The 23,516-nt window shown below is 42.7% G+C and carries 14 protein-coding genes; 5 read left to right on the plus strand and 9 right to left on the minus strand.

The window, feature by feature from the left end:
* Nucleotides 1-5 precede the first annotated feature (5 nt).
* Both prfB and L2735_RS04660 read right to left on the minus strand, forming a co-directional pair.
* Nucleotides 6-1,104 (minus strand): peptide chain release factor 2 gene (gene prfB, locus L2735_RS04655; protein ID WP_248983594.1). Its coding sequence is split into 2 segments (ribosomal slippage): nt 6-1,028 and nt 1,030-1,104, totalling 1,098 coding nucleotides; the frame shifts between segments, so codons are not numbered across the junction.
* A gap of 288 nt (nt 1,105-1,392) precedes the next feature.
* The gene (locus L2735_RS04660) at nt 1,393-3,057 is read right to left on the minus strand and encodes a methyl-accepting chemotaxis protein (RefSeq protein ID WP_248983595.1); all 1,665 of its coding nucleotides are present in this window, start codon (nt 3,055-3,057) and stop codon (nt 1,393-1,395) included.
* A 398-nt stretch (nt 3,058-3,455) separates the two neighbouring features.
* Between L2735_RS04660 and fdhF the strand changes: the two genes are divergently transcribed.
* Entirely contained in the window at nt 3,456-7,715 is a 4,260-nt protein-coding gene (gene fdhF / locus L2735_RS04665; RefSeq protein ID WP_248983596.1) for a formate dehydrogenase subunit alpha, read from the plus strand.
* 84 nt (nt 7,716-7,799) lie between these two features.
* Here fdhF and chrA read toward each other — a convergent pair whose 3' ends face one another.
* Both chrA and ohrR read right to left on the minus strand, forming a co-directional pair.
* A complete protein-coding gene (gene chrA, locus L2735_RS04670; protein WP_248983597.1) occupies nt 7,800-8,951 on the minus strand; it encodes a chromate efflux transporter in 1,152 nt (383 codons plus the stop codon).
* Between the two features lie 202 nt (nt 8,952-9,153).
* Nucleotides 9,154-9,591, minus strand: a complete 438-nt coding sequence (gene ohrR, locus L2735_RS04675; protein ID WP_248983598.1) for a transcriptional regulator OhrR — start codon at nt 9,589-9,591, stop codon at nt 9,154-9,156.
* A 243-nt stretch (nt 9,592-9,834) separates the two neighbouring features.
* Between ohrR and L2735_RS04680 the strand changes: the two genes are divergently transcribed.
* Nucleotides 9,835-10,026: a cytoplasmic protein gene (locus tag L2735_RS04680; protein ID WP_248983599.1), complete on the plus strand. Its 192-nt coding sequence runs from the start codon at nt 9,835-9,837 to the stop codon at nt 10,024-10,026.
* A 98-nt stretch (nt 10,027-10,124) separates the two neighbouring features.
* Nucleotides 10,125-10,769, plus strand: a complete 645-nt coding sequence (locus L2735_RS04685; protein ID WP_248983600.1) for a lysozyme inhibitor LprI family protein — start codon at nt 10,125-10,127, stop codon at nt 10,767-10,769.
* Nucleotides 10,770-10,863: 94 nt separating this feature from the next.
* Here L2735_RS04685 and L2735_RS04690 read toward each other — a convergent pair whose 3' ends face one another.
* Nucleotides 10,864-11,250 carry a glycine zipper family protein gene (locus L2735_RS04690; protein ID WP_248983601.1) on the minus strand — a complete coding sequence of 129 codons (387 nt, stop codon included), beginning with the start codon at nt 11,248-11,250 and terminating at the stop codon, nt 10,864-10,866.
* 242 nt (nt 11,251-11,492) lie between these two features.
* The gene (locus tag L2735_RS04695; protein WP_248983602.1) at nt 11,493-12,191 is read right to left on the minus strand and encodes a DUF3581 domain-containing protein; all 699 of its coding nucleotides are present in this window, start codon (nt 12,189-12,191) and stop codon (nt 11,493-11,495) included.
* A gap of 323 nt (nt 12,192-12,514) precedes the next feature.
* Between L2735_RS04695 and L2735_RS04700 the strand changes: the two genes are divergently transcribed.
* Nucleotides 12,515-14,701, plus strand: coding sequence for a TonB-dependent receptor family protein (locus L2735_RS04700; RefSeq protein WP_248983603.1), 2,187 nt, complete (start codon nt 12,515-12,517; stop codon nt 14,699-14,701).
* Nucleotides 14,702-14,900: 199 nt separating this feature from the next.
* Here L2735_RS04700 and mrcB read toward each other — a convergent pair whose 3' ends face one another.
* From mrcB to L2735_RS04715, 3 genes are all read right to left on the minus strand, one after another.
* The gene (mrcB, locus tag L2735_RS04705) at nt 14,901-17,390 is read right to left on the minus strand and encodes a penicillin-binding protein 1B (RefSeq protein WP_248983604.1); all 2,490 of its coding nucleotides are present in this window, start codon (nt 17,388-17,390) and stop codon (nt 14,901-14,903) included.
* A gap of 32 nt (nt 17,391-17,422) precedes the next feature.
* Complete coding sequence (gene hrpB / locus L2735_RS04710; RefSeq protein WP_248983605.1) at nt 17,423-20,026, minus strand: ATP-dependent helicase HrpB; 2,604 nt, start codon at nt 20,024-20,026, stop codon at nt 17,423-17,425.
* Nucleotides 20,027-20,181: 155 nt separating this feature from the next.
* On the minus strand, nt 20,182-22,434 hold the full coding sequence (locus L2735_RS04715) for a putative bifunctional diguanylate cyclase/phosphodiesterase (protein ID WP_248983606.1): 2,253 nt from the start codon (nt 22,432-22,434) through the stop codon (nt 20,182-20,184).
* Between the two features lie 499 nt (nt 22,435-22,933).
* Here L2735_RS04715 and thpR point away from each other — a divergent pair, with 499 nt between their 5' ends.
* Entirely contained in the window at nt 22,934-23,509 is a 576-nt protein-coding gene (thpR, locus tag L2735_RS04725; protein ID WP_248983607.1) for an RNA 2',3'-cyclic phosphodiesterase, read from the plus strand.
* The last annotated feature ends 7 nt before the right edge of the window (nt 23,510-23,516 follow it).

Consider the following 23,516-nt stretch of genomic DNA (forward strand, 5'->3'; position numbering starts at 1 on the left):
TCTCGTTAAAGGCCAGATTTAAGGCTAGCTTCAATAAACTTGTCCAAGTCGCCATCTAAGACGCTTTGGGTATTTCGGTTTTCAACACCGGTACGTAAATCTTTAATACGGGCATCATCAAGCACGTACGAGCGGATTTGGCTGCCCCAACCAATATCTGATTTGGCGTCTTCCGCTGCTTGCTTATCAGCATTCTGTTTCAGCATTTCTAACTCAAACAGTTTAGCTTTTAATTGTTTCATTGCAGCGTCACGGTTCTTATGTTGCGAACGGTCATTTTGACACTGCACGACAGTATTTGTCGGTAAATGGGTAATACGTATTGCAGATTCTGTTTTGTTGACGTGCTGTCCACCAGCGCCAGATGCGCGGTAAGTATCGACACGTAAATCAGATGGATTGATATCGATTTCAATCGAGTCATCTATTTCTGGGTAAACGAATACCGAACAGAATGAGGTGTGACGCTTACCTGACGAATCAAATGGTGACTTACGCACTAAACGGTGAACACCGGTTTCTGTACGTAATGAACCAAAGGCATATTCGCCATTAAACTTGATAGTTGCGCCTTTAATACCGGCGACATCACCATCGGTCACTTCCATCAACTCAGGTTTGTAATCGTGGGCTTCACCCCAACGTAAATACATACGCAAAATCATGTTAGCCCAATCTTGAGCTTCCGTTCCGCCTGAACCTGATTGAATATCTAAATAGCAATTTGCTGCATCATGTGGACCTGAGAACATACGGCGGAACTCAAGTTCCTCTAAGCGTTTCTCAAGACCGTCAAGCTCAGTACTGGCATCATTGAAGGTTTCTTCATCGTCCTCTTCAATGGCAAGTTCGAGTAATCCTTCAATATCTTCAAGACCACTGTCCATATCATCAATCGTTTTTACAACGGCTTCTAATGATGAACGTTCTTTACCCAGTGCTTGGGCATTATCTGGATCGTTCCATACTTCGGCACTTTCTAACTCACGTGTGACTTCTTCTAATCGCTCTTGCTTAGCAGCGTAGTCAAAGGTACCCCCGAAGAAGTTCGGTGCGGTCAGCGAGTTCCTTGATCTTGAATTTAACTGGATTTACTTCAAACATGATGATTTCTACTTTATGGAAATTTAGATTGCTGCAAACCGGGTATTCTAACCTATCGCTAGCGCTAAACCTAGAGCCAAGAGGGCTCGTTTTAGTGACTTTTTGTCACTTTAGTTGGCCATGATAACAATCAAGTAGGTTGAATAAGTTTGATGAACACATTAACTGACCTTTTATGAGTTCATCAGACATAAAAAAGAGCCAATCAACAAACGTTGGAATGGCTCTTTATCGCGGTGAATACAATGAAGTTAACTCACTGTAAGACTTTCAAATTCAATAATGGACTTACACCTTAAATTGGCTGACCAAAGTGGATAAGTAATCTCCCGAGCTTGCAACAGAAGTACTGACTTCAGCCGCTTGCTGGCTAGATGACAGCAGTTCATTAACGATTTCTTGCACCGAACTGATATTACGATTGATCTCTTCGGTCACAGAGCTTTGCTCAGTTGCCGCTGTTGCAATTTGGGTACTCATATCATTAATGCTGGTGACAGAGGATGTCACCGCGCCCAAGCTTTCTGATATCGCTTTGGATGAATCCACTGAACGAACGCCGCTTTTCTGGCTTTGCTCCATCGCTTCAACCGCCTGACTGACTAACTTATGTAGCTCAGATAGCATTTCATTAATCTCAACCGTACTGGCTTGGGTTCGACTAGCAAGGCTACGCACTTCATCAGCAACGACCGCAAAGCCGCGCCCTTGCTCGCCTGCTCTTGCTGCTTCAATGGCTGCATTTAACGCCAGCAAATTAGTTTGCTCCGCAATACCACCAATCACAGATAACACGGAATTAATCTTCTTAGACTGCTCACTTAGTGATTCAATGTTGTCAGCGGCGCTATCGATTTGAGTCATTAACTGCGACACTTCATTCAATGACACATCCACACATTCTTGCGCTTTTAAGACAAAATCAGCTGCATCGTCTGTAGCTTCAGCCACACTATTAGTGTTTTGCGCCACATCATTAGCAGTGGCTGACATTTCAGTAATTGCAGTAACGATTTGATCAACTTCGCTGTTATGACTATAAAGCTGATTTGAGATCGTCACAGTTTGATCGTTGATCGTTTTAGCTGCGCCTTTCACTTCGTCGGTCGCACCTGAAACTTCAGTGATAATAGCTTGGAGTTTTTCAACAAATAAATTAAATGCTAAACCTAATTGGGCAATTTCATCATGACCTTCGACCACCAGCCTTTGAGTTAAATCCCCTTCACCATTAGCGATATCGTTTAGCGAGTTAGCCATGGTTTGTATCGGATGTACCATACGATGTGCCACCACCACTAACGCCGCAGCAGTGAGCGCACCCAACACTGAAGTCACCAGTAAAAAGAACATCAAACTGTTACTCATTTCATCTTGTTTCATGGTTTCGAATTTGGCGATGACAACTTCAATGTCATCAATATAAGCACCCGAACCCAGCATCCAATTAGTATTTGGGATCATGACTGCATAACCGAGTTTCTCAGTTAACCCTTGAGTATTGGGCTTTTGATAGAAATATGAAAAATTACCTTGGCCTGATTTAGCGGCATTCAATAAACCCACAATGATTTTTGTACCATTTGGGTCGGTCATATCAATTTTGTTTTGCCCTTCAAGCTCGGGCAGCATCGCATGAAACACGTTCACGCCTGCATCATCATAGATAAAAAAGTAACCCGCACTACCAAAACGCAGATCTCTTAAAGCTTGATTAACGTTACCTTGGGGACCTAAATTAATTTGATACTCAACAACACCTTGAGCAATTTCGACAGCTTCTTTGAGCTGATTTTTGCGTTCTAGCACTAACTCGTGACGAAAGTCATTGATGTCATTATTGAGCGAATCTTGCGCACTAATATAAAACAGTACTAACACTGTGGTGAGAATGACAAAAAGAGGAATAAGAGAAAGTGCGAGAAGCTTATTTCGAAGGGATAAACGCAGCATATAACTTACCTATAAAGTTGGAAACTCTTAAAGTATATATGTGATCTTAAAAATTATTACAAAAATACAACGTTAAGCGCAAGTTGATCACAAACATTGCGCTAATGTGATACAGATTAGAAAATGCTTAACAATAGAGCCCTAATAATTCATCTAGCGTGCAATCCAATGACATTCAATATGCAGCTCAACATGTATTTGCCAAAAACGATCAAGATCAAACTTCAACAGTTCAACAAAACGGTTTAGTGCACAAAAATATTACTGAGCGTGAACCTGTTTGCAAAAATAACCTTCAGCCGCCCCACTTCATTCTGTTCCCATCTGATTCAGTATATTTTGTAGAACTAATAAAGGCTTTTTTAAATGCCAACAATAACTCCATCAGGGCCTACAAGATGATTACACTCCAAATAGACGGCAAATTAGTGTCGGTTGATAGTGAAAGGAATCTTCTCCAAGCTGCACAGGAAGCAGGCATCATTATCCCTAGTTTATGCGATTCAAACTCAGCAGAAACGCCTCATAAACAGGACTGCAACCTCTGTGTTGTCGATATTAATAATAACGATGGCAGTTGCCGTAAAGCAAAAGCTTGTAAAACGCCCGTTGCTGAAAACATGCAAGTCACCACGCAAACCGCTGAGCTGAGCGAGCTGCGCCGCGAAGCGTTGACCCAAATCTTGTCTGATCATTTTGCTGACTGTGAAGCGCCCTGTCAGCAAGCCTGCCCTGCTGGTGTTGATATTCAAAGTTACCTGTTTCATATCGCCCAAGGTAATCACACAGAAGCAGTCAAAATTATCAAGCAAACCTTGCCACTGCCTTTATCTATTGGCCGTGTATGCCCTGCTTTTTGTGAAGCGGAGTGTCGCCGAGGTTTAGTGGATGAGCCTGTCGCTATCCGTCAGTTAAAGCGCCATGCAGCAGATCTTGATTTAGCTGATAAGCACAGCTACCAAATTGAACGCAAACCCGATACAGGCAAAAAAGTCGCCATCATCGGCAGTGGCCCAGCGGGGTTAAGTGCAGGTTATTTCTTATCAAATCAAGGCCATGAAGTACGCATTATTGAATCCATGCCCCAAGCTGGTGGCTGGCTGCGTTATGGCATTCCTGAATACCGTTTACCTAAAGCAATCCTTGATAAAGAAATCGCCTTACTGACTGAAAATGGTCTTGAGATCCAAACTCAAACCCGCCTTGGTGAGGATGTGCATTTAAAGCAGCTAACCGATGAGTATGATGCTGTTTGTTTAGCCATTGGCGCACAAAAAGCCGTGGCCATGAATTATCCAGGTAGCGACTTAACAGGCTGTTACTTAGGCGTTGATTACTTACGTGATTACCGCACTGAGCAGACCTTCACTATAGGTAAAAAAGTGGCGGTGATTGGTGGCGGTAATACTGCGATCGATTGTGCCCGCACTGCAGTACGCGCTGGCCATGATGTCACCTTAATCTATCGCCGTACTCGTGATGCCATGCCAGCTGAGCCTTATGAAATCCACGAGGCTGAAGTTGAAGGGGTTAAGTTTCACTTTCTGACTAACCCAGTTGAAAACATCAGCGATGAAAATGGTCAAGTCACAGCAATTAACTTAGCTAAAATGGCATTAGGCGAGCCTGACTCATCAGGTAGACGATCCCCTAAAGCGACTGGCGAAACCTTTATCGAAGCCTTTGATACTGTCATTGCCGCAGTATCACAAACCCCAGATATGAGCTTTTTAGAACACCCAGACAGTTACTTAACCAGTGGTGAGATTGCCTTAAGCCGTTGGAATACCTTTATTGGTTGTGAACACACCATGTCAGCTGGGGTTGATAAACTATTTGTGATTGGTGATTCGCGCACTGGCCCTGCCACTGCAGTTGCCGCCATTGGTGACGGTCGTAAAGCGGCGGTTGCCATTGATAAACTACTCAATCAAGGTTTGAGCTGTGAGCTAACACCACATCAGTTTAATGCCACTAAAGCCCCGAAAACAGCTTCACTAAGTACAGAGCTTTACCCAAGTACCAAGCCTGAAGCTCGCTACAAAATGGCTGAACTCACTGCCATTGAGCGCCAACTTAACTTTAATGAAGTGGAACAAGGTTTTGAACATAGTGAGGCAATGAAAGAAGCCGCTCGCTGTTTAGAGTGTGCCTGTCAGGCCAATACCGATTGTAAACTGCGAGACTACGCCACTGAATATCATGTGGATGCTAAAGCGCTCGATACCACCAGCATGCAACAATTTGCGGTGGACAAGACCAGTCCCTTTATTCAATTTGATGCTAACCGCTGCATCAGTTGTGGCAAGTGTGTCGATATTTGTGGCCAGCAAAGTGGCCATAATGCGATTAGCTTTGAGAAAGACAGCTTTCAAGCACTGCCTACATCCAACAATTGCGGCCAACAAGAGCGCCAAGCACCAAGAGTAGGCTTTAATGCCACCATGGCAGACAGCGACTGTGTGCAGTGTGGTAACTGCGTGCAAGTGTGCCCCACTGGTGCATTAGTGGATGCCCGCGATAAACGCCAAGGCAGCAAGGAACAACTTGAAACCACGTCGACCATCTGTACTTATTGCGGCGTGGGTTGTCGAATTAACGTCAGTGTATCGCCATCGACAGGTAAAATTTGCCATGTAGAAGGCAGTAACGATTCTGATGTCAACGAAGGCATGTTGTGCGTTAAAGGTCGATTTGGTTATGACTTTATTCAAAGTGAGCAGCGCCTTACCACGCCGCTGATTCGCAAAAATGGCGAGCTTATTCCATGTACCTGGGATGAAGCCATCGACACCATTGCAGATAAATTCGCTCAGGTAAAAGCCAATAAAGGCGGCGATGCCATTGCCACCTTAGCGTCGGCAAAGGCAACCAACGAAGATAACTTTTTAATTCAAAAGTTTGTCCGTACTGTACTTGGCACAAATAACGTCGATCACTGTGCCCGTTTATGTCACGCCAGCACAGTATCAGCATTGCAGCAAAGTTTAGGTAGTGGCGCGATGACAGGGGATATTCCGGGCATTAAAGATTCTGATTTGATCTTCATTTTAGGCTCTGACACCTGTAACGCGCATCCAATTATTGCCTCTAAAATCAAGCAAGCCATTCGTCATCATGGGGCACGTTTGATGGTTGCCGATCCTAAACGAGTCTCAATTGCTGATGAAGCTGAATTATATGTGGCGCAAAAGCCTGGCTCAGATGTGGCACTTATCAATGCGATAATGGCAGAAATCATCCGCAATAACTGGCACGACACAGATTACATTGCCAAGCACACCGAAGGCTTTGATGCAGTTATCTATACGTTAATGCAGCCTAAATATTCGTTAGAAAATGCCGCCAAAGTCTGTGGTATCAGCGCTGACAACATTGCCCAAATGGCTAAGTTAATCGGCACCGCAGACAAAACAGCGATTTACTATGCCATGGGGATAACCCAGCATACTTCTGGTCATGACAATGTTACTGCCATTTCTAACTTGCAAATGCTGTGTGGTAACTTAGGACAATCTGGCGCGGGTATTAACCCACTTCGCGGTCAAAGTAATGTGCAAGGCGCTTGTGATATGGGGGCGTTGCCTCAGTACTACACTGGCTATCAAAAAGTCGATAACCCAGAGGTGCAAGCTAAGTTTGAAAAGCACTGGAATACCACACTGTCGCCAAACATTGGCTTAACCGCCACCGAAGTGATGCATGCCATCACACACGATGAAGTGGATGCCTTGTATGTCATGGGAGAAAATCCGGTTCTTAGCGATCCAGACCAAGCCCACGTGCTCGAAGCATTAGAGAAAATTCCATTTTTAGTGGTGCAAGATATCTTCTTAACTGAAACCGCTCAAATGGCTGATATTGTGCTACCTGCAGCTTCATTTGCAGAAAAACGTGGTCACTTCACCAATACTGAACGCCGTGTGCAGCGCCTGCAACCTGTGCTTAATCCGCCTGGTGAAGCCGAGCAAGACTGGAAAATCATTCACGCTATCGCCAATAAAATGGGTGCTAATTGGCACTATGCTGACGAGCAGGCCATCACGAATGAGATAAACCAAGTCACCCCGCAATACCAAGGTATCACTTGGGATAGACTCAATAATGATGAGCACGGAAAACCTAGCAAAGGCATTCAATGGCCATGTAGAAGTGAGCAAGATGCGGGAACTTCAGTATTACATCAAGCTGGTCCAATAAAAGGGAAAGGCTTATTTACCGCCGTTGAGCATCGCAGTCCAGCAGAAACCACCGATGAAGAGTACCCACTGGTATTATCAACGGGGCGCTTATTAGAGCAATTCCATACCGGCACCTTGAGTCGTAAAACTCAAGGTTTAGATACGTTAGGCACACCAAGAGTGATGATGTCGGTATTTGATGCTGAGCAGCTAGGGGTGAACAATGGCGATAAGGTTAAGCTTGCCACTCGTCGCGGCGAAATTGAAATCGCAGCCTTTGTCACTAAGCGCGCTCAAGCTGGGGTGTTGTTTTTACCATTCCATTTTGCTGAAGCTGCAGCCAATAAGCTCACTAATAACGCCATTGATCCTGTGGCGAAAATCCCTGAATTTAAAGTGTGTGCTGTGAAAGCTGAGTTAGTCACTCACTTGAACAGCCCTAAAGAAGTGGATATTAATGAGCATGCATTAGCTTAACCATAAGAGGTGTTGGCTTAATCAGCACAAAAAAGGCAGCTATTAGCTGCCTTTTTAATGTCACTGTGAAATAAAATCGAGCGTCTAGAACAAGCTAATCAGCGCACCTGTTAACGCAAAACCTAATACTAATAACACAATATTAGGTTTAGCAATTTTAAGCACAGCAAAGCCGATTAACACTAACGCCATATCAATGGGTTCAACCACTGCTGAGGTAAATACTGGGCTATAAAGTGCAGCTAACAGTAAGCCAACTACAGCGGCATTCACGCCAGCTATCGCACCTGAAATCGCCGGTCTTTCACTAATTGCATGCCAGCTTTTAAGTCCCACCAGCATCAATAAAAAACCAGGAATGAAGATAGCAAGTGTTGCAACTATAGCGCCTAGAATCGGTTGTTCTAACCACAAGTCAGCCCCTAAGAATGTTGCTAGGGTGAACATAGGACCGGGCACAGCTTGGGCTAACGCATAACCCGTTAAGAAGCGATCAGAATCCACTAACTCGCCAACATTAGCCTCAAGTAACGGCAGGACCACATGGCCGCCACCAAAGACCAAACTGCCCACTTGATAGAACTGAGCAAAAACTTGACCTAATGTGCCGGTTTGATTAATCAAATAAAAACTGCTGAGTAGCCCAAGAATAAACACCGCAAGCCAACCAAAATTAAGCTTAATCGGAGTATTTTCAGGGGTAATATTTTCCCCTTTAGTGAGCACAACAAAGCCGATAATAGCAGCAATTAGTAACACCACAATTTGGGTTAATAGTGAAGGGAATAACATGATACTGGCTGCTGTTGCCACCATTAATGTCCGCGCAGTTTTTCGTTGGCAGAATTGGCTAAACATACCTAGGGTCGCATCAGCAACCACCACTACAGCTAATAATTTGAGCCCATGAATGACGCCACCGACGGCAGAAGTTTCAAGCCAGTGTGCGCTGGTCACGGCTAAAAGAAACAGCAATACAAAGGAAGGTAAGGTAAAGCCAACAAATGCAGCAATTGCGCCTAATAAGCCTCCACGGTGATAACCAATGGCAAACCCCACTTGGCTTGAACCTGGGCCAGGCATAAATTGGCTTAAAGCCACTAAACTGCCGTAACGCTTGTCATCAAGCCAATTCAGCTCATTGACAAAAGTCTGTCTAAAGTAACCAATATGGGCAGCTGGGCCACCAAAACTGATAAAGCCTAATGCTAAAAAGCGGGTAAAAATTTGCCACATAATCAACCTATTTCCAATTCCTTTTACAAAAGGGCAGTACTCAAAACTATAGCGCTCAATTCAATGCTCAAACCAATGCTCGAACCAATGCTCGAACCAATGCTCGAACCAATGCTCGAACCAATGCTGAGATTGATGGGCTATGTTAGCTTTTGAGTATATGACAAATTAATTTAACTTTTATGACAAGTTGTAAATTAGCTTATCCTTGTAGATGCTTTAAGGCATTTTCACTTAACAGCTTTAATTGGCGTAGCTCTTCACTGTCACCACCAACCTTACAACGTATTAATTCAGGCACTTTCTTAGCTTGTTCATGTAACGCCTTACCTTCATCAGTGAGATGCAATACTCTCACGCGCTCGTCATCTTTATTGCGATCGCGTATCACTAAGCCTTTGGTTTCTAGGCGCTTGAGTAACGGGGTTAATGTACCAGAATCTAAATGCAATTTTTCACCCAAGATTTTGACGCTAATACCCGACTCTTTCCAAAGTACCATCATGACTAAATACTGTGGATAGGTTAACGACAGCTCATCCAAGAGAGGACGATAAGCGCGAATAAGCGCATTAGTGGCACTATACATGGCAAAACAAACTTGGTTCTCTAGTGCTAAGGGATCAAAACCCTGACTCATGATCACTCCTTAATTTTAAAGTTTTTGCGGACTTAAAAAGTATTAAAGGCTTTAAAAAGCGTTCACTCATCTTAGCATATTTTGATTGCGCACAAGCTATTACGTTTAAGCAGTTAATGACTATTTTTGATTAAGGGGTTTTGCTTAAGAGTTTTTTGCTTAAGAATTTTATACTCAAGCCGATAAAGGTCTAAGCTATCTACATGTCGTATTGAATAGCCATAATTTAATAAGTGAGCACTCATGTCTTTATCTATTAACTCTCCTTCATCAATGCCAACTAATATCGATTCAGGCAGTAGTTTAAAAGTCGCTGTTATGGCTAAAAATCAGCAGAAGGTGGAAGGTCAAATGGCAATGCAGCTAATTGAAGCCGCTCAGCCTCAACCGCAACCTGTTGGAAATGCAGGTCATATCATAAGTACTAAAGCCTAGATTTAATATCGAAAGTTAGCGTTTAAAAACTGTACTAAGTAAATCTGAATACGCTATGATTTGTTCTATAAGAGATTTAGAACAGGATGTTGATAATTATGCGTATTCAGGCTTCGCTATTCACCACACTCACTATTTCTAGTGCGTTTTTTGCAGTTTCATCTTTTGCCACCACTCCTGCCACTAACACCGTGCCTCCGGCTTACGATTGCAACAAAGCCCAAGGACAAGTCGAATTATTGATTTGTGAAGACAGCCAATTGGCTAAGCTTGATGTGCAATTGTCTGACACTTACACGAAAGCCCTGAATCAAATAGGTAGCGACGAAATTCCGACGTTTAAAGCATTTCAAAGAGGTTGGATTAAAGGGCGAGATGATTGTTGGAAAGCTGCAGGTATCAAACAGTGTGTGCAGTCTTCTTATGAAACACGTTTGACTGAATTACAAATTGCCGCTGGTGAATTTGAAGTTCCTGAGCCGATTCAATATAAATGTGGTTCAGATGCTAACGGTACCCTGACTAAAATTACCGCTTACTTTTACAATGAAACAGCCATACCAGCAGCTATGCTGACCATAACGCCGACCTCAAATTACATTAAAGCCACTAACTTAGCGCTATTAACCCGCTCTGCATCAGGTGCTAAATACCAAGGACAAAACTTCAGTTTTTGGACTCATCAAGGTGAGGCTACTTTTAGCCAATTCGAACAAGCTGATTTAAATTGCCAAACACAATAAATTAAGCCTTAATTTAAGCCTAGCTTTAAACAAAAAAACCATGCCCTTAAGACATGGTTTTAATCGGTTCAAACCTAACTTGTTTAAAACATACTTAGTTTAAAATGGTATAGCCACGGTGAGCCATGCAATTACGAACAACGGTTTCTTTTTCGGCTTCATAATTAGCTTCATTAGCTCTTCTATCACGCGCGCCACCTAACAACCCCGATACCACGCCAACACCAGCACCAACCTTAGCGCCGTCAGATCCTGAACCACCAGCGATAGCGGTACCAGCTGCGCCAACAGCTGCGCCTTTAGCTGCACTACTCAAAACACCACGTGAGCTATTGTTTTTCTGCACTTGGTGCGACATTTCTATGCACTGATGTTCGTCATAAACAAAATCTTTATCATTAACGCCAGTTTTATCATAAATGATATTTGCGCTAGCTGAGAAAGTTAAAAAAGTCAGTGAAATCAGTAATAATTTTTTCATGTGCGTGCCTTAAACTTGAGAAAACTTATCTGCATTATTTCGCTTATTTAAGATTTCGCTTATTACAGCCTCTTAATGCAATTAACAAACATATCCTAGCAAAAGCTTAGTGTAAAAATGGAATATCGTTATTCACCGATGGAATAATGCTATCGATTAGGCACAAAAAAGCAGCGATATACGCTGCTTTCTTTATAGATTTTAGCAAAAACTTACAAGTACAGACTTTAAAAGCAAATGAATTAGCTTAATTTACTGCTTTCGTATGTATGACACATTTGCTGGGCTTGTTCTTCGTTGTATTCACGCAAACCACTTAATACTAATGTTTTAACCCCAGTACCAATAACCTTACCCTCACTCTTTAACTCGAACTGCAGCGTTACATCACCGCGCTTACCGTTAATGTCCATATGCTGTTCAACGAGATCTAAACTCATTTCAGTGAAGTCAAAACTATCAAGATGAAACGACATACTTTCATAGATAACCAATGGTCTCATTGGGTTAATCATCACGTTGTATTGCTTCATCATTGGCACTAATACGTGAATAAAGTTAAGCCCTGAAAAAGCCACATAACTTTTAATAAATGCGGCGGTTTGTATATCGCACTGGCATACTTCACCTTGACGCTCGATATGTAAATACTCTTTACCTTTGGTATCACAAATACTGAAGTTCTCACCCGCTTGGTTATCAAGGTTTAACTCAATACCATCGCCCACCATGCCAGCAAATTTAAACTGCATGTTTTGACTCAAACCGAACTCAGTTAACACTAAGGCAAATAACAAATCACCTGGAACACAAAAACGTTTAGCGCCGACATTATGGATAGGGTTGAAGTCTTCTGCGACAAGCTTTGCAAAATCACTTGCTTGCTGGGCTGAAATAAACACGCTTTGATCTTGCTTGGCATAATACGGTGACAAAAACATATACATCCATTCTTATTTTCGTGAAAGAAATCCCTCTCTCATCGAGCTGGGCTTTTTTATTTGTACCGAGTGTACTAGAAAAAACCTAAAACACTCAGCCGATGACTCATTTAAAAAACGAAACTCTAATCATGAACACATATACAAGGTGTGATCTAGAGCTCACCTATGTTAATTCAAACCACAAAAGCGGCGCAATTGTTAATGATAACCAAGTAAATGTTGATTTTAAGGTTTACTTCGGTAAAATCCACGACAATCAAGATACAAATAAAAACAATTACCATTTGCATTTTATTTACAAGTCGTCTTTGGAGAACAGCATGACTCAGCGCAATAGCCTTCGTATTAGTATTCTAGCCAGTGCACTTCTAGCCACTTTCGCAGCAACCGCTGATGAAAATGAATCAAACGCAACTATGGAGCAAATCTCTATTTTTGGTAGTTCGAACCCAGTTAATAATGTGCCAGGTAGTGCCCACGTTATTAACGACGTTGAAATAGAGAATTTTAAGTACACTGATATTATGCGTACGTTAGCATCAGTTCCTGGCGTGTATATTCAAGAAGAAGATGGTTACGGTTTACGCCCTAACATTGGCATGCGCGGTACAGGTCAAAATCGTTCTGAAAAGATTACGATCATGGAGGATGGCGTACTTGCCGCTCCAGCACCTTATGCATCACCTGCTGCTTATTATTTCCCGACTTCCGGCAGAATGCAGACTGTAGAAGTGATGAAAGGTGGTTCTACCCTTAAATACGGTCCTCGCACCACTGGCGGTATCGTTAATATGATTTCACGCCAAATTCCACAAGAAGAATTAGCTGGTGGGATTGATGTTGCAGCTGGACAAGACGGATTTGCTAAATTACATGCTCATGCTGGTGGACAGGGTGAACGCGTAGGTGCGGTAGCGGAAGTTTACCGTTACCAAGCTGATGGTTTCCGTGACATTAACGGTGTGGGCGGTGACACAGGCTTTACTAAAAATGATGCTCTAGCAAAAATCAGTATCAACAGTAGTGATGATGCAAAATACCAACAACGTGTTGAACTTAAACTGAAGTATTCTGATGAAGTTTCAAATGAAACTTATATGGGATTAACTGAAGAAGATTACAATAATAGTCCTTTCACTCGTTACTCTGCTTCACAAAAAGATGTGATGACAACCGATCATAAACAAATACAGTTGAACCACATTATTGATTTCAATGACACTGTAAGCTTAGCCACGACGGCTTATTACAATAATTTTGCTCGTAACTGGTACAAAACCTCTAAAGTTGATGGTCAAAGCCTAAGCAGTGGCGGAATTGAAGCAGCGGCGGATTTCGATCGCGATCCGACTTCAGCGACTCCAATTGATGTTGAAGTAAAAGCTAACAACCGTGAATACTTGTCTCAAGGTATTCAAACTGAGTTAAATTGGTTATTAGGCGATCATGAGCTTTCGTTTGGTGCCCGTTACCACGAAGACGAGATGGATCGTTACCAATGGGTTGATACTTATGAGCTAAACAACAACCAGGTGATGTCACTGACTGACAGCGGAACACCGGGTACTGATTCAAACCGTATCGACAGTGCTGAAGCGTTAGCCCTATATGTTCAAGACCAAATTACATTAGGTGACTTAGCGATTACTGCTGGTCTTCGCTATGAAGATGTAACCACTCAACGCCGTGACTGGGGTAAAGCAAACCCTGGCCGTGAAGGTGCTCCAGATAAAGATATCAGCAACAGCTTTGATGTGTTATTGCCTTCTGTTGCCGCGACATACCACATCACTGATGATCTTATTGTATTAGCCGGTGTTCAAAAAGGTTTTGCACCTTCAGCGCCTGGTAATGACGATGGCGAAGAAGAAGAAAGCTGGAACTACGAAGCAGGCCTTCGATACAACGCTGGCGCATTAAGTTCAGAAGCCATTGTATTCTACAGTGACTACAGCAACATGCACGGTAACTGTACTGCGGCTCAAGGTTGTGACGATGACAATATCGGCAATCAGTACAACGCTGGTGAAGTAGAAGTGACAGGTTTAGAACTAAGCTTAGGTTATGAATTTAACCAAACAGGTGAATTAACATTCCCAGTAAAAATGGCTTACACCTACACCAGTGCTGAATTCCAAAACAGCTTTAGTTCAGATTTTGAATCTTGGGGTGATGTAGAAAAAGGTGACGAACTTCCTTATCTTCCTGACAACCAGTTATTTATCTCAGCAGGTGTTCAAGCTGAATCTTGGCAGCTGACCATTGCAGGTCGTTACACTTCAGACATGCGCACCACAGCAGGTCAAGATGCGATCCCTTCAGCTGAGTTAATTGCAGATAAAACCATTGTTGATTTATCGGCGCGTTACTTCATTAACGATGCTTCTGAAGTCTACTTAACTGTTGATAACCTATTCGATGAAACCTACATGACAACGCGCATCCATGGCTCTATCTTCTCAGGTAAGCCACAAACTGCCACATTAGGTTATAACTACAAGTTCTAAATTTGTCGTTAGTTATACCGTGTAAAAGCCAGCAATTTAGCTGGCTTTTCTATGTCTCAAGGTATTTAATTTCCCCATCTTAAGAAAAATGCTTCAGCCTATTTTTAGGGCTTAATACCAACCAGCATTAGGAATGAGTTTTGAACATTAAAAAGCTCATCAATGATGAGCTTTTTGTTTCTGAAACAATTAACTAAATCTAATTAATAATCTTTTGCCACCAAGAACGCTCTTCACCACAATTATCAATCGGCTGATAGCTATCAATTCTTGCTGGTATTGCGACCACATTATCGCAATCAGACTGTTTGGCGACGCCTGTTGTTCGGTCAAAATAACCTTGGGTAATCCCATCAGCTGGTGTCATGCGCAAACCTAACGGAGGACGTTGCTTCAAGAAGGCTTGATAAACTGCCATCGCGCCACTTGAACCATATAAACCGGTTTTAGAGTTATCGTCTTGCCCCACCCAAATCGCAGCCACATTACGTTCATCAAAGCCTGCAAACCACGAGTCACGACTATCATTACTGGTTCCTGTTTTACCGGCTAAATCGACATTTGGAAATGTTTGTCCGAGTCGTTTAGCGGTGCCGTTTTTAACCACTTGATTCATTGCGTACTGAACCAAATAATCAGTAGCTGGCTCCATGCCTTGTGTGGCTCTTTCACGACTTACTTTTAGTGGCTGATTATTGGTATCTAGCACGGCAGTAATTGAAGTTAGCGGTCGATAACGGCCATTATTCGCGATGGTTTGATAAGCTTGCGCAACCATATACGGCGAGCCATTGATGGCCCCTAGTAACATTGAAGGGTAACGTGGAATGGCCTCGCTCCACCCTGCACTCGTCATGGTCTTAGCCACATTATCGACCCCAATCTCAATCCCCACATTCACGGTCGGTACATTCATTGAGTTCTTAAAGGCGGTTAAAAGTGGCACTTCATCTCTGAAGACTTTATCCACGTTTTGTGGCGACCACGTTTTACCCTGACCATTTTGTAGTGTTATAGGCTTATCAGCGACTGGTGAGGCCAAGTTATACTTGCTGCCTTGTTGCAGTGCTGTGGCGTAGACAAATGGCTTCACCAATGAGCCGATCGGACGACGGATTTCTACCGCGCGATTAAAGCCGTCAAAGCTTGGCACTCTGTCACCTACCATTGCCGCAATACCGTCGGTGTACTTATCGGTCACCACCATGCCGACTTGAACATTTTTAGTACGCTCATCTAAGGACTTCATCGTCGACACGACCGCTTTTTCAGCAGCATCTTGTGCCATAGGATCTAGCGTGGTGTAGACCTTCACCCCAGATTGTTGCAATAAACTGTCACCATAACGACGACGTAATTCATTTTTTACCACAGCAAAGAAAGCCGGCAGCTTTTGGTGCACTGACTTATTAAAGTCACGTAATCCAATCGGCGATTCAACAGCTGCTTTATATTGCTCAACCGTTAGCTTGTCATCTTCCATTAATAAACGTAGCACTAAGTCTCTACGGTTTTGAGCTCGCTCAGGTGAACGCCAAGGATTGTAATATGATGGCCCTTTAATGGCAGCGATCAAAAATGCCTGTTGAGATACGGTTAATTCAGCAATCGGACGACCAAAATAGAACTGCGATGCCAGCCCCATTCCATGGACGCCACGAGACTTATCTTGGCCCATGTAAACTTCATTTAAATAAGCTTCAAGAATTTCATCTTTGCTATAGCGGAAATCAATAATAATCGCCATTAACGCTTCACGAATTTTACGTACAATTGAGCGCTCACTGGTTAAAAAGAAGTTTTTAGCCAGTTGTTGAGTCAAAGTCGAGCCACCTTGAACCGTGCGACCTGCGGTTATATTAACGATCGCCGCACGGGCAATGGCAAAAGGATTTACTCCGTGATGCTCGTAGAAGCTACGATCTTCGACCAAAATCAATGCATCAACAATCGCTTGAGGCATTTCTTCAGTTGGGACAAATAAGCGATCTTCGCCGCCTGACGCTAAGATCCGATCTAACAATACTGGCTCTAAATGAAACACTGCCATTTGACGTTTATCAGACATTCTTTGTACTGATGACACACCTTGACTGTCGAAGGTAATCATCACTCTTTGAGCAGCTTGATCGCCTTCTGGGTGTAAAAATGGTCGACGCCATAATTCAATTTTAGTGCTGGATGCCGAAAACTCACCCACTTGTCTTGGATTAGCGACTTTTCGATAGCCAAGCAATTTAAGCTCAGACATCAACTGTGGGTGGTTAATGGCAGCTCCTGGATATATAGCCATTGAACGGCTGAATACTTGTGCAGGTAAGTGCCACTTTTGTCCTTCAAATTTACGCGCAATGATTTGATCTAGATATATGCCGTAGGAGCACACGACCACCAAACCGATTAGGCCAATTTTCCAAGTGAATGACCATAGCTTTTTCCACTTCGAAGGCGCTTTGGTTTTAGCACTCACACGTCTAACACCCGGTTTTTTGGCTGTTGTCTTTTTAGCTGGCGCTTTTTTTGTGGGCGTTTTTTTTGTAGTTGCTTTTTTAGCTGGCGCTTTTCTCTCTGCAGCCCCTTTTACAGGCGCATTTTTACTTGGCGGATTATTACTTCGCGCATTGTTACTTGGCGGATTGCTACTTGGCGGATTGCTACTTGGCGCAGCTTTTTTAATACTGTCTGTCATAATTCAAATCAATTCTTTATTGTCCCCCAACGCTACTTAAGCCCTGGGGTTTTCTTTTTAGTAAATTTAGTTGCTGTCGTGTTAGCTGGGTCATCAGGCCATAAATGACGTGGATAGCGGCCACGCATTTCTTTTTTAACTTCAACATATGGCCCTTGCCAGAAGCTGGCTAAATCTGCAGTCACCGCTATCGGGCGCTGCGCCGGAGATAATAGCTCCATTGTGACCACCAGCTTACCATTAAGTAATAATGGGCTTTGTGATAAACCTAAAGCCTCTTGTAGTCGAACACTTAATAAAGCTCGACATTGAATATCGGATGCTAAGTCATCGTTATTGCTTGTGTTATTGCTTGTGTTATTGGCATCTTTATCGGTATTGCTATCAACAACTTCATCAAGTTTATAGGTGATGGGTGCAGACGTTCCTGTAGCCATTTTCCAATGTGTTGGTAACAACTCATTTAACGTTTGTTGTTGTGACCAAGTTAACAGGTTCTTTATGTGACTTAATATATCCATTTTCTGCAGTTTAGCAATCGAATTAACCTCAACTAAATAAGGCGCTAACCATTGTGATAGCGTGGCCAACAAATGCGCTGAATCGATGACAGGCCAATCATGTTCAGGTGCATATACTTGCGCTAATTTTAATCGATATTGTAACTGAACAAACCGTTCGTCTAGGTTAAGAATACTTAACCCTTTTTGCTGAATGTGATGTATTAAGGCTTGAACGATCAAAGCTGAGTCGACATTGGTTTCCAGCGATTTACTCACAACTATGTCACCAATTTTTTGCTGTTTTTCAGCAAAAAATCGCCCTTTAACTTCATCCCACTCGCAAACTTTATGCTCGGAAATTAAAAAATCTAAATCATGGCGGATATGATCTGGGTTGATTGGTGCAGCCAAATAAACTCGACCAGCATTGCGCCCTTGGGATTCTTGAAAGTCGGCCACAACCAGCCAATCATGGGTTGACATGTTATCTTCAATATCTATGGTCACGCCCGTACCATTGCTGAGCTGAAATCCGTGCTTCCCACGCGCTTTGGCAATCCGGTCAGGAAATGCCAAAGCCAATAAACTACTGATATCTCGACTCGCGGCGTCACGTGCAATGTGTTTTACATCGCCCGTAACTGATAGGATTTTTTGCCACTTTCTCACCTGACTCGCCATTAACCCTTGCGTTGATAAAGCAATATATTGGCTAATATCGGCACCTTTTTTAGGTAAGCCTCTCGCTTCTAGTACCGCAGCCAACATGCAAGCTAAAGTCACTAAATCTGGTTGCTGCTGAGCGTTTGCCATTACCTTTGATTGCAATAACATATGCGCTAAGCGTGGATGACATCCGAGTTCATAGGCCGCTTTTCCTTGCTGTGTGATTTTGTGCTGAGCATCAACTAAAGCAAGTTGAGATAATAACTGCCAAGCGACTTGCTGATGAATTGCAGGTGGCGCAGTTAATAGCGGTAAGCTTTCAATGTCAGCCACGCCCCAATAAGCACAATCCAGTGCCATCGAGGTGAGTTCACTCAAACTGATTTCAGGTTGTTCGGTTTTAGCTAAACGGCTTTGTTCTTCTTGGCCCCATAAGCGCACGCAGCAACCCGGGGCTAAGCGCCCGGCTCGACCTGCACGTTGAATAGATGAGGCTTGGCTAATGCGTTTAAGGGATAAACGGCTCACTCCTGTACGCGGATTAAAGCTGGCTTCACGCTTATATCCGCTATCAACCACGATAGTGATGCCATCAATGGTTAAACTCGATTCGGCCACATTGGTTGCAATAACGATTTTACGTTTCCCAGCTGGCGCAGCAGCTATCGCTTTATCTTGCTCTGCTGGAGTTAAATCGCCATAAAGAGGACATAGCATAAATGCTTGAGTATCGAGTTTTTGACTCAGAAGTCGCTGAAGTTTATTAATTTCGCCTTTGCCAGGCAAAAAAGTTAACACTGACCCTTGCTGGTATTGGACTGGCACAATTGATGAGTCAGCTTTGACGCAATCAGTAATGACATTGGCTAAGTACTCTAACCATGCTTGTTGCCCAGGCACAGGTCGATAAACCTTTTCTACCTCAAAACTTCTTCCCTCACTGACAAGTACAGCTGCATCAGGCATCAATTGTTGTAATGGCAAGCCAGATAAGGTCGCTGACATGGCAATTAGCTTTAAATCGTCGCGCAGAGATTCTTGCACTTCTAGCGCAAGGGCTAAGCCTAAATCAGTGGGAAGGTGGCGCTCATGGATTTCATCAAAAATGATCACTTCAATTCCTGTGAGCTCAGGATCTTGTTGGATCATTCTGGTGAGAATACCTTCAGTGACAATTTCTAATCGTGTATTAGCACTAACCTTTGTTTCACCACGGACTCGATATCCCACACTCTCACCCACTTTTTCACCCAGTGAATGAGCAATAAAATGCGCGACACTGCGAGCAGCAACGCGCCGAGGTTCAAGCATGAGAATTTTGCCGTCGACTTGCGGCCATTGCAGCATCGCCATAGGTAATGCTGTTGATTTACCCGCACCTGTTGGCGCTTCAAGAATGATTTGGCAATGGTCTGACAATGCTTGCTGTAACGGAGCAAACAAGGCTTGGATCGGTAGTGAGCTCAAAAGGATAACTTAAACAACGAATGATACCGGTCAGTTTACGCATATTCGGATCTTGATGCCATCTCATCTGCTAACTCACCGGCCATCTAATCGACCATCAATGGAGCTGCTCATCTAGCATCTATTTGGGTGTCTCATCAATAAAAGCTATTAGGTTAATGTAATACCCATGGTATGCGAACCCCAGAGGCTAACTCAATTAAACGTGTAGGTTTGCCAATAGCATAACCTTGTCCATAATCCACCCCTAGCTCTTGTAATAATCGGCCAATGGCTTCACTTTCAACAAACTCACCAATCACCTCAAAATCCATGTCTTTACCTAGCTGGCATATCGCAGACACAATCGCTTTATCACTGCGATCGTCACACACATTGACCACGAACTGGCCATCAATTTTAACGTAATCAACATCAAGGCATTTAAGGTAAGCAAAGCTTGAAAAGCCTGAGCCAAAATCATCTAACGCTAACTTACAACCTAATGGCTGAAGCAGATCAATCAGCGCTGTCGCTTGCTCAAGCTGACTGACGGCTGCGGTTTCAGTGATTTCAAAACACAGCTTAGACACTAAGTCCGGCTCGACCATCAAACGCATTTCAAGCCAGCTCATAAATTTGCTATCTGATAATGACAGTGCAGATAGATTCACCGACACCATAGATAGCTGCTCCCATATATCCATGTGGCGGGCGCCCCACTTCAATAAATTATCAATAACCCAGCGATCGATACGCGAAGCGAGGTTATAACGCTCTGCAGCAGGTAGAAACACGCCAGGCGACACATACCGGCCATCTTCTTGCACCATTCGCAGCAAGATCTCCATATGAATGCCTGATTCATCGGATGATAATGGTTCGATAAGTTGAAAAAACAACTCAAACTGATTCAGTGCAAGGGCTGAGATAATATCCACTGACGCCAACATTTGATTATAAAGTTGGTGCATTTGCGGATCGTTTTTACTGTAAAAGTGCCAACGATTTCGGCCATCTTCTTTAGCGATACGACAAGCCGCATCAGCCTGACTCATCACGCTATAGATATCTGAACTACGAGCATCAAACTCTGATAAGCCCATACTGATACTGACATTATGGGTGATTTCACCCCAGATAAATTCATGCTCAGATAACTGCTGACAGATTCGATTAGCAACTTGTTCTGCAGATTCTTTATCTGCATGGAACATCAAAATACCAAACTCATCTCCCCCGAGCCTTGCAACAATATCGCCTGTACGTAACAGCAAACTTAAGCGTTTAGACACTTGGCAAAGTAATTCATCACCTGCTTTGTGGCCGCTAACATCATTAATCACCTGAAACTGATCTAAATCGAGGAATGCGACACAGGCAGGTAAGCGCTCTTTTGCATCAATGGCTTCTTCAAGCATGGCTTCAAATTGAACCCGATTAGGTAAGCCTGTTAACGGGTCATAATTTGACTGAAAAGACAGTTCATCCGCGAGGCGATAACGCTCAGATATATCTTCAACCATCATTAATAGATGGTTTTCTATATCAAGTGCACGGCAAAAACTCATTTTATACCAATGTTTTACTCCGGCAATGATCAAAGGAATTTCACACCAAGATTGGTGTAGTGCGCCTTCTCGTACAATATGCAAGCAATCTTCAAGGAGTAGGTGATCATCTGAGTTAATCACCGAAAAAAGGCTTTCATTTAAACGTAGCGGTAGATTATGGCTGGCAACTTGGTTTTGCTTGCTAACATTGTCATCGATATCAATTAGCGCACAAGCCACGGGCAGTTGTTGGAATAACTCTAAATACTGAATTTCTTTATTATTTAATAACTCTGATACCCGAGTAAGTTCAGCATAAGAACACAACTTCAGCGAGCTTTCATTACCTTTATAGAATACTTTGGATTTCTTATTATTTTCACTAATAAGACCATTAGCTTGATGAAAGTAAGGTATTAAACTTAAACGGCTACTACCGATAACAACGCAGTGATTAATTTGTAATTGAATTGGCGTCGTTAACGTACTACAAAATTGAGATAGTTCATTAGTTAACAATTCAGACAATGGAGATTGCTCAAATTCATCTGACTCAGAAGAACTTCTGCTAGGGAAAAAGCCTGAATGTTGATTAACCAATAGTTGCTCACACAGCACTGGAAAAGACACTAAAGATAAACCGAGCATTTCGGCATTTTGGCTATTGGATTCAAACACTTTTAATGCATTAGCTTGAACAACAAAACCACTCGTAATATGCTCGGATACTTGCGATAAAATAGCTACCACACCATCACAGCCAAGCTGTTGGAGTAACACATCAACTTCCGCTGTAACTTGCTCTGATGATAGCAAGCTATTTAGCTCAGAAGACTGTTTACTGACCCATATCGATTCCAATTCGCTATCAATCATTTAGTGACTCTTTATGTAATTGCAATTTAACTCTCTTATTAACGCGCTTCATTCTAACATTACTGTGATGAACCTTTTTCCGTAAAGTTGACCACATTTTTAGCCCATACAAGTAATATTAGATTAAAAACGACAACTTACTTGATTATCTTCAACTAGGGTCTGTTGATCTTTTCCGGTTAAGTTTTGTTCGAAATAAAAGCGTTTTAATCGAGGCGGATTAATTGATGCCTAGTCATCTAAGCAAAATTCATCCAACAAAGAGTAAAGCGCTTTTAGTCGAACCCTTCGGGCAGCGTTTGTTGGCCATTTTTACTACGTTATCGGCTTTTTGTGTAGAATAACTACACCACAAAGCCTCTGCCTTGTATAAGAGGCCAACAATTCGCTGCAAAAGCAACCGCGAAAGTTCAACAGACCCTATAGCAACCGCCAAATTAACCTAGAAATTATCCATGTGCGATACAATTCAATACATAACAATATATAAGGCAAATTAATGTCTAAAAATGATAACAAACGCACTTTTATCGGCTTTTCATTATCAGCGAATCACCAGCAACGATTAATTGATATACAGCAGCAGTTAGCGCCACAGCTAAATGCTACTGCCACGGTAGTACATAGCACTAACTTACACATAACTGCCGCTTTTTTAGGACAGACCAGTGAAGCAGATATCCAAAAAATTGATGCGGCGATATCGTTAATGACTTTAAAATGCTTTACTCAAGAACTTGAACATATTGCTTTTTGGCCGAAGGCAGAAGTGCTGTGTATTGAAGGAATAACCAAGATTGAATTGAACAAAATTGTTGAGCAACTCGCGCAGTTAGCAAATCAACTTAACCTGCATCAAAGCCAACATGATTACCGACCTCATGTCAGTCTATTCCGTCATGTAAAAAAGCCGTCTCTAAATCAAACTATAATAGACGAGGCAGCTATTAAAACGACTGAGATGATAAAACGTGTCCCTATTAAAGTCGATATCACTGAGCTGACTTTATTTGAATCAAAATCGACATCCATGGGAGTTGAATATTTAGCGCTTAAAAGCTGGCCACTAAGCTAATAACGGA

This window comes from Shewanella olleyana, from assembly GCF_023283825.1.
GTDB classification, from domain to species: Bacteria; Pseudomonadota; Gammaproteobacteria; order Enterobacterales; family Shewanellaceae; genus Shewanella; species Shewanella olleyana.